This is a genomic window from Nocardia jejuensis NBRC 103114 (genome assembly GCF_001613145.1).
Classification (GTDB): domain Bacteria; phylum Actinomycetota; class Actinomycetes; order Mycobacteriales; family Mycobacteriaceae; genus Nocardia; species Nocardia jejuensis.
Window position 1 is genome coordinate 202811 of record NZ_BDBU01000012.1, and the last position, 12774, is coordinate 215584.

13 protein-coding genes are annotated in these 12774 nt (G+C 66.9%); 6 read left to right on the top strand and 7 right to left on the bottom strand.

Translation table 11 applies throughout. The features are described 5' to 3' along the window. Window position 1: 1 nt before the first annotated feature. From NJ1_RS09820 to NJ1_RS09840, 5 genes are all read right to left on the bottom strand, one after another. Entirely contained in the window at window positions 2–1609 is a 1608-nt protein-coding gene (locus tag NJ1_RS09820; RefSeq protein WP_169813118.1) for a lipase family protein, read from the bottom strand. A 254-nt stretch (window positions 1610–1863) separates the two neighbouring features. After that, window positions 1864–2436 (bottom strand): G/U mismatch-specific DNA glycosylase, encoded by a 573-nt coding sequence (gene mug, locus NJ1_RS09825; RefSeq protein ID WP_067690655.1) that lies wholly within the window; start codon window positions 2434–2436, stop codon window positions 1864–1866. Further along, window positions 2429–2749 carry an ArsR/SmtB family transcription factor gene (locus NJ1_RS09830; RefSeq protein ID WP_067690659.1) on the bottom strand — a complete coding sequence of 107 codons (321 nt, stop codon included), beginning with the start codon at window positions 2747–2749 and terminating at the stop codon, window positions 2429–2431. Before NJ1_RS09830 ends, mug begins: the two co-directional genes overlap by 8 nt. A 28-nt stretch (window positions 2750–2777) precedes the next feature. Continuing rightward, entirely contained in the window at window positions 2778–3149 is a 372-nt protein-coding gene (locus tag NJ1_RS09835) for a hypothetical protein (RefSeq protein WP_067690662.1), read from the bottom strand. A 236-nt stretch (window positions 3150–3385) separates the two neighbouring features. Next, window positions 3386–4279 (bottom strand): LysR family transcriptional regulator, encoded by an 894-nt coding sequence (locus NJ1_RS09840; RefSeq protein ID WP_067690665.1) that lies wholly within the window; start codon window positions 4277–4279, stop codon window positions 3386–3388. Between the two features lie 71 nt (window positions 4280–4350). On the opposite strand from NJ1_RS09840, the gene NJ1_RS09845 reads away from it, so the two are divergent. The 3 genes from NJ1_RS09845 to NJ1_RS09855 all read left to right on the top strand — a co-directional run bounded on the left by NJ1_RS09845 (window position 4351) and on the right by NJ1_RS09855 (window position 6401). Beyond that, window positions 4351–4749 (top strand): nuclear transport factor 2 family protein, encoded by a 399-nt coding sequence (locus tag NJ1_RS09845; protein WP_067690668.1) that lies wholly within the window; start codon window positions 4351–4353, stop codon window positions 4747–4749. 155 nt (window positions 4750–4904) lie between these two features. Then, entirely contained in the window at window positions 4905–5609 is a 705-nt protein-coding gene (locus tag NJ1_RS09850) for an ABC transporter permease (protein WP_067690932.1), read from the top strand. 243 nt (window positions 5610–5852) lie between these two features. After that, on the top strand, window positions 5853–6401 hold the full coding sequence (locus NJ1_RS09855) for a hypothetical protein (protein WP_067690671.1): 549 nt from the start codon (window positions 5853–5855) through the stop codon (window positions 6399–6401). 103 nt (window positions 6402–6504) lie between these two features. Here NJ1_RS09855 and NJ1_RS09860 read toward each other — a convergent pair whose 3' ends face one another. Continuing rightward, window positions 6505–8118 carry a sugar ABC transporter substrate-binding protein gene (locus tag NJ1_RS09860; protein WP_169813119.1) on the bottom strand — a complete coding sequence of 538 codons (1614 nt, stop codon included), beginning with the start codon at window positions 8116–8118 and terminating at the stop codon, window positions 6505–6507. Window positions 8119–8653: 535 nt separating this feature from the next. Between NJ1_RS09860 and NJ1_RS09865 the strand changes: the two genes are divergently transcribed. Both NJ1_RS09865 and NJ1_RS09870 read left to right on the top strand, forming a co-directional pair. Continuing rightward, window positions 8654–11026: an ATP-binding cassette domain-containing protein gene (locus NJ1_RS09865; RefSeq protein WP_067690936.1), complete on the top strand. Its 2373-nt coding sequence runs from the start codon at window positions 8654–8656 to the stop codon at window positions 11024–11026. A 25-nt stretch (window positions 11027–11051) separates the two neighbouring features. Further along, a complete protein-coding gene (locus tag NJ1_RS09870; RefSeq protein ID WP_067690678.1) occupies window positions 11052–11363 on the top strand; it encodes a hypothetical protein in 312 nt (103 codons plus the stop codon). Between the two features lie 94 nt (window positions 11364–11457). Here NJ1_RS09870 and NJ1_RS09875 read toward each other — a convergent pair whose 3' ends face one another. Continuing rightward, a complete protein-coding gene (locus tag NJ1_RS09875) occupies window positions 11458–11937 on the bottom strand; it encodes a winged helix-turn-helix transcriptional regulator (RefSeq protein ID WP_067690681.1) in 480 nt (159 codons plus the stop codon). 104 nt (window positions 11938–12041) lie between these two features. Between NJ1_RS09875 and NJ1_RS09880 the strand changes: the two genes are divergently transcribed. Then, window positions 12042–12767: an SDR family NAD(P)-dependent oxidoreductase gene (locus NJ1_RS09880; protein ID WP_067690938.1), complete on the top strand. Its 726-nt coding sequence runs from the start codon at window positions 12042–12044 to the stop codon at window positions 12765–12767. Window positions 12768–12774: the final 7 nt, after the last annotated feature.

Sequence of the window (12774 nt, forward strand, 5' to 3'; positions counted from 1 at the left end):
TTCACCGGAACCGGCCGAACACCCAGGCCCCGGGTTTGTCCGGGGTCGGATCCAGGCAGAACCCGCGGATGGCGGTGATGAGTTCCGAGGTGGTGACGGCTCCGGAGTTGTCGGTGTCGAGCCGGTCGAACACGATGGTGGCCTCGTTGAGGGAGTGTTCGCAGCCGCGCAGCAGGCGGATCAGTTCTTCTCGGCTCAGTTCCCCGTTGCCGTCGGCGTCGGCCAGATCGATCACCGATCGCGCGAGCGGTGCGATGGATCGATCGAATTCCGCATTGTCCCTGTGGCTTTCGAGCCAGGATCGGAACTCGGACGCGGTGATCCGGCCGTCTCCGTTCGCATCGGCTCGAAGCGACATCGAGCGCCAGAGGGCGCGGTATCCCGCCCGGACGGCTGCCGCCTTCGCCGAGCCCGGCGCTTCACCGTAGGCCTGCACCAGCCGCAGCCCGAAGGCCTCGTAGTCGTCGGCGGTCAGGTAGCCGTCGCCGGTGATGTCGAGCAGTCCGAATCCACCGGCGCTCGCCGGTTCCGGCGCCTCGACCGGCACCGCCGCGGCCATCCGTTCGGCGACCCAGTCGAGTGCCTGCGGCGCAGCGGACAGCATGCCGGAGTGGTCCACGCCCTGGCAGATCGTCAGGTGCAGATCGGTTCCCGCCCTGCGGATCTCGGTGGCGAAGCGTTCCACCGCCGCGAGCGGCAGCACGGTGTCGGCGGTGCCGACAGCCAGTAGGACGGGCCGGTCGAATCGCGCCGAAGGGACGCGGCAGGCGCTGAGCATGTCATCGACGCCGGGTCGCCGGTCCAGGCCGGTGGTGCCGATGTCCTGATTGGTCAGCACGGCCACCGCGTAGTGGATGTCGCGGACGGGTGCGTGCTCGGCCAACTCGACCAGTCGCTGCCCCAGTCCGGTCATGAACTCGTGGGTGGCCAGGCCACGGGTGGTGCGCAGCCCAGCGAGCAGGTACGGCAGGAACAGCGTCACCGCGGCGCTGTCGTGAGCGGTCTGCATGCCGATGATCATCGGCACCTCGACCGGCGGGGCCAATGCCACCGTTCCCCGAAAGTCAAGTTCCGGAGCGTATTTCGTGGCCATCAACCCGGTGAACAGCGCGGCGTGGCCGCCCTGGGAGAAACCGACCGCGACCCAGCGCGAACCGACCCGATGCCCGAGGTGCCGGGCCGCGCGCACGATATCGACGATGTCGTCGGCGGCGGCTTCACCGTTGAAATAGGGATGCGGGCCGGGCGAGGCCAAGCCCTCGTAATCGGTGACGGTCACCAGATATCCGGCGTTCAGCCACGTGGCCACGTGGCGGCTCTCCGGACGCGACAGCCCGGCCACCGAGGGAGCGGTGCGGTCCGACAGGCCGGTCGTCCCGTGCGCGTAACCGACCACGGGCCAGCCGGTGTCGGGCGGATCACCCACCGGCACGAACACCGACCCCGACACGATGCGACCGGACCCGTCGTAGCCGACTCCCTGGTACCACACGCGGTACCCCGCCGCGGTGTGCGCGGGCCAGAACGACGCAGGCAGATCATCGCTGCGAACCAGGGTGCCCGCGGGCCGAAACACATTGTCCTGCACCGGTTGTTCCACTACGGTCATCATCCGCTCCGATTCCTGGCCGGTACATGGATGCCGAACTGGGGTGACGCGATCTCGCGGAGAAAGTGTAGAGCGGGCCCGGAGCAGAATTCCTCGGATGTCCGAGATCCTGCCGCATTGTCCGGAACAGGGCATATGCGCAGGTGAAGGCTCCGCGATGGCAATGCGTTCTCGGATTCAAGGACGTTGTGGATACTGCCGCGCCGCCTCGACCGCTCGCGGTGGGGGCGGCCCGCACTCTCGCCGGAGCGTGCTCAGCCGGTTTCGACCGCGTCACGCAGCGCGCGGAATTCGGAGGCGAGCGCGTCGAGCGTGTAGTGGGCATTGAGCCCGCTGGGGTTGGGCAGGACCCACAGCGCGGTGTCACCGATTCGCTCGGGCTGAGGGCCGACCGTGGTGCGCGGACGACCGAAGGCGGTGCGGTAGGCGCCGATACCGAGTACGGCCAGCACGCGCGGTTGGTATCGCTCGACCCGCTCGACGAGCGCGCGTCCGCCGGCGCGCAGTTCGTCGGGGGTCAGCTCCTCGGCCTTGGCGGTCGTCCGTGCGGCCACGTTCGTGATCCCCAAGCCCAGCTCCAGCAGTTCTCGCTGGTCGTCGGACCGCAATAGGCGCGGGGTGAAGCCGGACCGATGCAACACCGGCCAGAACCGATTTCCCGGACGAGCGAAATGACGCCCGGTGGCCCCGGACCACAGACCCGGATTGATTCCGCAGAACAGCACCCGCAGGCCGGGCCCGATCACATCGGGAATGGTCTTGTCCTGCGCCGCGACCAGTTCCGCGCGCGAGGGCCGAGCCGACGAGGAAGAACCCTTGTCAGCCAAGTGCTTCGACCTGACCGGCGACCACTCCGGTGAGAATGGCCCGGGCCGCCGCCAGCAGTTCCACCACCTGCGGGGAGGTGAGCTCATAGGTGACGGACAGCCCCGTGCGGTTGGCCCGGACCAATCCCGCGCGGCGCAGCACCGAGAGTTGCTGAGACAGGTTCGCCGCCTCCACGTCGATCTCCTCGAGCAGCTCGGAAACCAGATGGGGACGGGCGCTGAGCAATTCGAGGACGCGAATACGCACGGGGTGGCCGAGGGTTTTGAAGAACTCCGCCTTCATCTGATAGAGCGGCCGCTGCATCGATGGCATTGCGGGCCACCCCTTCCGACAGGTGAGGTCAGAGTTCGAGCTCGTTCTCGATGTCTTTCAGCCGGTGCCGAGCCAGGGCGAGGTTGCCGCGGCTCTTGTCGAGCGCGAGATACAGAAACAACCCTCCGGCCCTGCGACCACGCGTCGGACGAATGAGATGGTACTGGCTACTGAGAGTGATCAGCACGTCTTCGATCTCTTCGCTGAGCCCGAGTTGCTCGATCGTGCGCAACTTCGCCCGAATCACCTCGGTGTTGCCGGCCGCGGCGATTTCCAGGTTCAGGCTCTTCGACCCGCCCAGCATCCCGAGCGGCATCCCGCTGCCGTAATCGACGATCGCCGCCCCCAGCGCGCCATCCAGATTCATCATGTCCTTGAGCGCAACTTCCATGTCCGCCATGGGTTTTCCTCTCTCACATCGCCGACTGCTTCGGCGTTCGGTGACGCTACACACGACCCGCGTCGAATCGACGGCGATTGCCGAAGGATTCCACTAGGTATGCAATTCACTATTTCTGCAACCAGGCAGCCAACACCTCTCCCCCGGCACGAGCGTGTATTGGGGGCATGACACAGGCCCTCCGGAGACGGGCGTATGCCGGAGGGACCATTGCCCCGGCGAGGGTGTGGCTGAGGCTATGGCTCAGCGCTGCAACGAGTCTCGATCTCATCGGCCAGCTGAGCCGCAGCGTCCCGGAGTGCGTCGGCCACCGCGTGCGCCGACGCCCCGGCGCGAGTGGCGAGCAGGGTCGGGCGGACCGCGGCCGGATGATCGATCCGGACCACCGCCACCGCCCGGGAGAGCGCGGGGGTGAGCAGGCCGGGAACCACCGTGATCCCGAGTCCCGCCGCGACCAGCCCCAGTTTGGCCACCCAGTCGCGGGCGACGAAGGCGGGTTTCGGCGGTGCGGTCCACGCTCCGAACACCAATGAGGTGGCCGGGTCCTCACTTCCGGTGATCCACCGCTCGCGCCGCAGTCGCTCCGGGCCGACCGCGCCCGCGCTCGCCAGTGCATGACCGCGCGGAACCGCTAGGAAGAGCCGATCCTCCAGCAGGACTTCGGTGTTCACATTGTCCGGCACCACGGTGCGGCCGCTGATCACCGCCAGATCCAGTCGGCCTCGTCCCAGCGCCCCCAACAGCCCGGCACTGGCCCCCTCACGCAACCTCACCTCGTGACCGGCGGCCGCGATCGCTCGCGGCACCAGCACCGCGTTCGCCGTCGAGAAGGCCCCCAATCGGACCCTGGCCGGGGTGCCGCCGGTCAATTCGCGCAGCTCGCTCCGCGCGGCGTCCACGCTCTCCAGCACCGACTCCGCATGCCGCAGCACCACATTCCCCGCCGCGGTCGGCCGCACCCCGCGCGCCAGCCGTTCGAACAACGGTCGGCCCGCCACCTGCTCCATCAACGTCACCTGGCGCGACACCGCCGACTGCGTGTATCCCAGCCGCTCCGCCGCACGCGAGAAGGACCCGGCGCGCGCCGCCTCCCGCACGACCCGCAAACCCGTCACCGTGAACTCACCCATGCACAGCACTGATACCACCTGTGCGAGGTCGTCGCTGGTCGCGTGGGTCGATCGGCCGTAGCGTCGGTGCGGTGAACGAGAACAGAGAACTGATCGAGGGCATCTTTCAGCAACTGGCACAAGGCAATTCGCGCGCACTCGGCACGGCCATGGCGGAGGACTGCCGCTGGGTGTTTCCCGGTTCGTGGTCCTGGTCCGGAGTGTGGGAACCACGCTCAGCGGTACTGGACGGACTCTTGCGCCCGCTGATGGCTCAGTTCGCCGACGGTTATCGCAACGAGGCGGACTTCGTCGTGGCCGACGGTGATCGGGTGGTCGTGCAGGCTCGCGGCTATGCCACCACGGTGAGCGGCGAACCGTACCACCAGACCTACTGCTTCGTCTTCCGGATTCGGGACGGGCAGATCGTGGAGATCATCGAGCACTGTGACACCGCACTGGTCGAGCGCGTGCTCGAGCCGCTCAGATGACCTCGTCCGTTTCCCACCGGTGCGCCGAGGGGTGAATGTTTGTAGCGTCGAGCGATGAGGGCAGGTGGCCGCGCACTGGCGGACCTTCGGTCATGGGGCCGAGCTCCTAGGAGGTGCGGGTGAACACGGTCGCCACTCCCGGCCTCGCGCTGGCGATGCTGTGCCTGGTCCTGGTGACAGCGGCCGCCGGTGTCTACTGGATCGCCGAACTCGGGCCGGTCGCCACCGCGCCGCGTGCGGCCGCGCGCGCGGTGATCCAATTGACGGTCCTCGCCTCGGTTCTGGTCGCGGCGCTGGCACACCTGTGGTCGTCGGTTCTGGTCTTGACGCTCATGTTCGTGGCAGCGGTCCTCACCTCGGCACGCAGAGCCCAGGCGGGGCGCTCGGCGTTGTGGCTGACGCTGAGCCTCGGCGCCGGTATGACCGCGACCCTCCCGGCAATCCTGGTCAGCGGCGTCGTCCCGCTGACGGGCGTCGCGCTCGTCCCGATCGGCGGGATCATCGTGGGCGGCACCATGACCGCGACGTCACTGTCCGCCCGCCGCGCCCTCGACACCCTGGCCGAACGCGCCGGGGAGGTCGAGGCGGCGATGAGCCTGGGTTTCACCGATCGAGACGCCCGGCTCGAGATCATCCGGACCACCGCGACCGACGCCCTCCTGCCCGGCGTCGACCAGACCCGCACCGTCGGATTGGTCACGCTGCCAGGGGCTTTCGTGGGTGTACTGGTCGCCAGCGGGTCCGCGGTGCAGGCCGCGGCGGTGCAGGTGCTGGTGCTGCTCGCACTGCTACTGGCCCAATCCTGCGCGGTGGCAACAACGATCGAGCTCGTCGCCCGTGGACGCGTGCGCCGTCCGTGAGGCCCGAGCCAGAGGAACACCACTGGTGCATGGCAACTCTGGTGCCGCTACCACCCTCGCGTCTGAGCCGCCCGCACGCCGCTCGGGCGCTTCAACTAACGGGATCGGCGCACGGAGACCACCGGTATATCCGACGGTCCGAGGCGCAGCCGCGCCCTGTCCTCCTCTGCGTATCAGAGAAGGACAGGGCGCAACCAGATAGCAAGGCTATGTGAATCACGACGACCGCAGTAGGCTACCGATATGGGGTCGTTCGCAGTCTCACGTGTGACAGTCACGAGCCATCCGATCGTGGATGCCGTTCTCGACAGATATCGAGCGGAATTGGGCGGAGAGTATGCCGCCTACCGAAATCACGTGCTGCGCTGCTTCAACTATCACTCGATATTGCTGGACACCGAAACCCTCCCGGACGCGGCAGCACTCGCGTGGGCCATCCACGACCTCGGGGTGTGGACCGCGGGCACGATGGACTACCTGGAACCCTCCGCCGCCCTGGCCGATGACCTCCTGGACGACTTCGGCATCACCGACGCCGCGCTCGTTCGCCGCATGGTGATGGATCATCACCGCATTCGCCCGGTCGGACAGGACAGGCTCGTCGAGACCTTCCGCATCGCCGATCGCGTCGACGCCAGCCACGGCATCTGGCGCGACAAGATATCGCGCGCCACCGTCAAAGCCGTTGTCGCCGACCTGCCCTACGAGCACTTCCACCGGATCGTCGTCCGCGGCACCGTTCGCCACGCCCTGAAACACCCGACCAACCCCGCACCCATGCTGCGCTGGTGAATTCGCCGCCATCCAGGTGAGCGTTCGGACCGGACACATCGCCGCGTCCAGTCGTACGTCGCGGTCCCGAACCTCGGAACCTGCACGGTCAAACAAGGCCACCTCAGCCTCTGTGCAGCCTGCCGATATCGCGCGCCGCGATCGTGGCGATCTCGCGCGGATCACCTCCCGCGATGGTCGATACCTCCATGCGGGCCAAGATGTTCCAGATTTCGTCCATATGTGGCATCGAAGGCATCGGTCGACCGGCATCGCACAGGGCGGTGTACTGCGTGATCGCTGGATCGCCCGATGCGCTGCGGCTGCACACCGGAGCGATGACGCTGCGGCGCAATGCGTCCATGACATCCTCGTGGGCCAGGTAATCAGCGAACAGATCCAGCGCCGTAACCCGATTCCGGCCCTGTTTGGCGAACATGAGCCCGTGTACAGCCGTGAAGGTTCGCCCGTGCGGTGCACCCGCGAAGCCGGGGACGGCGCTCACCGCCACCGGAATTCCCGCCGCCCGAATGGGAATCATCGCATCCGAGGTCGAGATGAGAAATGGCGCGCGACCGGAACAGAACAGGTCGAATGCTTCTTCCGCGTCCATGGTTCGGCGCAACACTCCGGTACCGGCTTCGCCGAGCGCACGGATCCGGGTAAGGGCCGCAATGGATTCCGCTGTGGCCACGCCGACTCTCGAAGAATCCCAGCTGCCGTCGGCAGCCTCGGCGAACAGCCAGCCACCACCGCCGGTGAACAACGGCCACATTTGAAACGGGTCCCCCGATGTCCCGATTCGGCAGGCGAGCGCCTCGGTAACCCGGCCGTCGGCCCGCAACGCGAGTCCCGCCTCGAGCAGGCGTTCGAACGTCGGCGGCGGATTGGGCACAAGATCGGTATTCCTGATCAGGGCCGTGGTGTCCATGGTGGTGGGCAGCCCATAGAGCCGACCGTCGACGGTGAGTCCCTGTAACGCCCGGGGTGAGAACGCGGCACGATGGTGGTCGGCCAGCAATATCGATGCGATCGAGTCTTGCTCGATCAGATCACCGAGCCAGTCGTGTGGAAGGACGACGGCGTCCACGTCGGGTCTACTCGCGAGCACTTCCGTGACCCTGGCCAACCCTTGGCTCAGGGTTTCGGAGTCGAAGGAGACACTGACCCCGTAAGTGTCACGGAAGTCGTCCTTGAACTTCGATAATGCCTGCGATCGCATGTCGTCGGCCAATACCGTCAGCTTTGGCTGCAGCTCGTCCAGACGGCCGTACTGGTTTCGTTGCCACCGCACGCCCGAGGCATCGGTGAAGGTCAATACCACTCGTCGAACGATCGATTGCCTGGCGGCAGCGGAGATTGCGTGTGGGTAGAAGATTGCCTCCGGCGCGGGCGGCACCACCAGATGCTGCACCTTCGCCCCGGTGCCGCCTTCCCGATCATCGGCCGACAGGATCGTCGCATACAGCTGGTACACCGGCGCTTCGGAGGCATTGCGCACGAAGATGCCGAATTCACCGGACTGCGACTGCCCCCACCACGCCGAAATGAGCGCCGCTTGGCTTCGTCGTTCGAAGAGGTCCTGCTTCTGACGCCGTTCAGCATCGACCTGGTCGCGCTCGGACTCGATGCGAAAGGTACGGCTCGCCACCACGACCGCCCCCGATGCGAGGACGAGGGCCAGCAAGGAGCCGATCCCTTGCATCCAGCTCGGTACCTGGTCGAGATCTATTGACACACAACACTCCTGGTACCAGCGGGACCAACCTGAACGATCATCGCTGGATTGACCATCCGTGTCAGCGCATTTCCTGGAATCAGCGGCACTTCTCATTTCGCGTAACCCGACGACGACGTCGAACCCGGCAGCTCCGGGCGGCGCCAAGTGCGGATTTTGCTCCGCTGAGCGCACACGGGACCAGGCTCAGCGATCTCCGTCGCACATGCAGGCGGCACTGCGGTCTTCCCGCCGGCGGCCACACGGGGTGCGCGTCAATCGGTGGCCGTGGATCAGCGGCCTCCCCGGCACTGAACCGTGCGGGAGGCAAGATCCGTCCCCCTCACCACGACCCGGCCGAACGATCCATACCGCGTTTCCCGCACCGTCGCCGGGGCGTGTTCCGGGTGCGTCGCTTCTGTCTCGGAATCGACCGGTCGTCTGCGACCAGCATCCGTTCAGCTAATATCACTGGGTCTACGTTCGCCCTTGCCCGGCACGCTGGCGCGTCGATTCGAAGGTAGGACACACGGTGGGTTCCAATCAGGGTCCGAGCGTGAGTTCAGCCGGGCACTCCGAGGTCCGAGTACGCGGCGCCCGGGTTCACAATCTGGCCGATGTCACGGTCAGCCTGCCCCGCGACGCGCTGGTCGCCTTCACCGGTGTGTCCGGGTCCGGTAAGTCATCTCTGGCCTTCGGCACGCTCTACGCCGAATCCCAGCGACGCTATCTGGATTCGGTGGCTCCGTACGCACGACGCCTGCTGCACCAGGTCGAAGCTCCCGACGTCGACGAGATCACCGGATTGCCGCCCTCGGTCGCGTTGTCGCAACGTCGTTCGGCTCCCTCCTCACGCTCGACGGTCGGCACGGTCACCACCGTCTCCAATTCGCTCCGCATGCTGATGTCCCGCGAGGGCGATTACCCCGCGGGCGCAGGGGTGCTGTACTCGGACTCGTTCTCCCCCAACACTGTCGAGGGCGCCTGCCCGCGCTGTCACGGTCAAGGTGTGGTGCACGAGGCGACGGAATCCTCCATGGTCCCCGACCCGGCGCTGAGCATCCGCGATGGCGCCATCGCGTCCTGGCCCGGCGCATGGCAGGGCAAGAACCTGCGCGACATCCTGGCGGTCCTGGGCTACGACATCGACCGCCCGTGGCACGAGCTGCCCGCATCCGCGCGCACCTGGATCCTGTTCACCGACGAGCGGCCCACGGTCACGGTCGAGCCCGAACGCGAAGCGGGCCGAATTCAGCGCCCCTACCAGGGCACCTACACCGGCGCGCGGGACCTGCTGCTGCGCTCCTACGCCGAATCCCGCAGCGAGAGCACCCGCACCCGTGCGGCGCAGTTCCTCGACACCCGCACCTGCCCGCTGTGCCACGGCAAACGCCTCAACCCGCAGGCGCTCGCGGTCACCTTCGCCGGTTACGACATCACCGAACTCGCTCGGCTGCCGCTCACCGGCCTGTCGGAAGTGTTGCGGCCGTACACCTCTCGCTCCGGCGCGGCGGGCCTGCTGACCCAGGACCTGACCTCCCGCCTGAACGTCCTGGACGACCTGGGCCTGGGCTATCTCAGCGTGGACCGGGAAGCCCCCACGCTCTCGGCCGGGGAACTGCAACGCCTGCGCCTGGCCACCCAGTTGCGCTCGGGGCTGTTCGGGGTGGTGTACGTGCTCGACGAACCGTCCGCCGGATTGCATCCCGCCGATACCGTCGCCCTGACCGCAGTCCTGAACGGGCTCAAGGACTCCGGCAACAGCGTCTTCCTGGTCGAGCACGACCTCGACGTGGTGCGGCAGGCGGACTGGATCATCGATATCGGCCCCGGCGCGGGCGTGCACGGTGGACAGGTCCTCTACAGCGGACCGGTGGACGGGCTCCGGGCGGTCACCGAATCGGTGACCCGGCCTTACCTTTTCGGCGAGATGCACCGGCCCGAACATCGGACGCGCACCGCCACAAGCCATCTCGCACTGCGTGGCCTCGACGGCAACAATCTGCAAGGGATCGACATCGATCTCCCGCTCGGCGTGTTCACCGCGGTCACCGGCGTCTCCGGTTCGGGTAAAACCACACTCCTGCATGCTATTTCAGAACTCGCGCAGACCGATCCGGCGGTGACCAGGGTGGTGGAGGTCGACCAGCAGCCGATCGGCCGTACGCCCCGCTCGAACCTGGCCACCTATACCGGCCTGTTCGACACCGTGCGCCGGCTCTTCGCCGACACCGACACCGCCCGCAACCGCGGATACACCGTCGGGCGATTCTCCTTCAATGTCGCCGAGGGCCGCTGCCCCACCTGCCAGGGCGAGGGCTACGTCTCGGTGGAACTGCTGTTTCTGCCCACCACCTACACCCCGTGCCCGACCTGCCACGGCGCCCGCTACAACCCGCAGACCCTCGAAATCACCTTCCGCGACACCACCATCGCCCAGGTCCTGGACATGACCGTCGATCGCGCCACCGAATTCCTGGCCGACATCCCCGCCGCCGCGCGATCGCTGCACACCCTGGTCGATGTCGGACTGGGCTATCTGACCCTCGGCCAGCCCGCGACGGAGTTGTCCGGCGGAGAGGCCCAACGGGTCAAACTCGCCACCGAACTGCAGCGCACCCGCCGCACCGGCACCGTCTACCTCCTCGACGAACCGACCACGGGACTGCATCCCGCCGACACCGATGTGCTACTGCGCCAGCTGAATTCACTTGTCGAGGGTGGTGCGACAGTCGTCGTCGCCGAACACGACATGCCCGTGGTCGCCCAGGCCGACCACGTCATCGATCTCGGCCCGGGCGGAGGTGGCAACGGCGGTCGGGTCATCGCCCAGGGCACCCCGCGACAGGTCGCGAACACATCGGCCAGCAAGACCGCGCCCTACCTGCGCGATCACCTCACCGACTCGAACCTCACGCAGAGGAATTGACCTCACTCACCGCACCATCGAATGAATGGAGCAACCCGTGATGTCCGACCGATCGGCAGAACCCGCAGTCGCCGTCGCGTACTCCCACCTGTTCGCGGGCTTGGAGCTCGACCTTCCCGAGGACACCTTCGACGTCACCTTCTCCGACGGCGCCGAGACCGACGCGTCCCAGGTCACCGATCCCGCAGGCAATCTCGGCCTCGACGTGAACGCCTACCGGACTCGCGCAGGCACCGAGATCCCCGCCACCGTCTGGCCCCTCACCGTGCTTCGACGGTCCAAGGGTACGACCCGCGTGAAACTGGGCACACCGGTGCGCACGGATCAGCAGAACTGACCCCGCAGCTACAACGATCCCGCATGAAACTCGGTGAAGAGTTCATCCCGGGGTTCACACCCTCCCTGTGACACGAGACGCGTTCCTTCCGGTCCTAGGACCTGGTGTCGAATTCCGGACGCGACAACGCCGCCACGTCAGGAATCCCGGCCGTCGAGAACTCTCGCGCTGTCGCGGCCGATTCGGCATCACGGCTGCGATTCCGCTGGATCTCATCGTGGTGCGCGATGGTCCACTCGATCAGCGCCGAAACGATCTCGTACAACCCCTGCCCGAGCGGAGTGAGCGCGTACTCCACTCGGGGCGGCACTTCCGGGTAGGAGGTTCGGCTCACCAGCCCGTCCTGCGTGAGCTGGCGCAGAGTCAAGGTCAGCATGCGCTGGGAGATACCGGTCACGGCGTAGTGCAGATCGCCGTAGCGCCGTGGACCGTTCTCCAGCACGGAGATCACCAGCAGACTCCACTTGTCCCCCACCCGGTCGAGAACCTCGCGGATGGAATCCATTCGTCCGGCGGGCAGGCCCGCGCAGGGCCCGATCCCGGCCGCGCCGACAGCTCCGAGCTTGTCTTCCATTACGCACATTTCCCTCCGGCACGGACATGAATGTGCCTTTTGTATGGACTCTCCCGATGACCAATCCTGGTGCTCCACACCAAAAGTAGGAAATGGAGAGTCTCATGTCGAAAGTCATCGCAGTTCTCGGCGCGGGCACCGGACTCGGAGCCGCGGTCGCCCAGCGTTTCGGGCGCGAAGGTTTCCGGGTCGCTCTGGTAGGACGACGCCCGGACCGTCTCCACAGGCTCGGTGAGCAGCTCGCGTCCGAAGGGATCGAGGCGGTCCCCTTCGCCGCGGATCTGTCCGACCCCGCGCAGGTGCCCGCCCTGATCGCGGCCATCCGCGACCACTTCGGCCGGATCGACGTGGTCGAATACGGCCCTATCGGCGGCGACCATGCCTTCACTCCCGCAGCCGAACTCGACGCCGCAACCATGGCAGAGCTGATACCGCTGTTGCTGCTCACCCCGATCGAAGTGGTGCGCGCCGTGCTGCCGGAATGGACCGAACGCGGCGACGGCGCCTTCCTGCTGACCCACGGCTACTCGGCCGTGCAGGCCCTTCCCTACCTGAGCGGGGTCGGACCGGTCATGGCCGCAGCACGCAACTACGCCTACTCGCTGCACGGAGAGCTGGCCGAGACCGGTATCTACGTGGGCACACTGGCCATCGCCGCATATATCGCCCACAGCGAGATCACCGAATCAGCGCTCGCCGCAACGGACTCGGAACTTCCCGTCGTGGACCCGGACGACCTCGCGGAGCACTACTGGGATATGTACCTCACCCGAAACCGAGTCGAACAGATCCACCCCGAAAACCCCGGCGTGCATCCCGCGGCCCGCTGACGAGCGA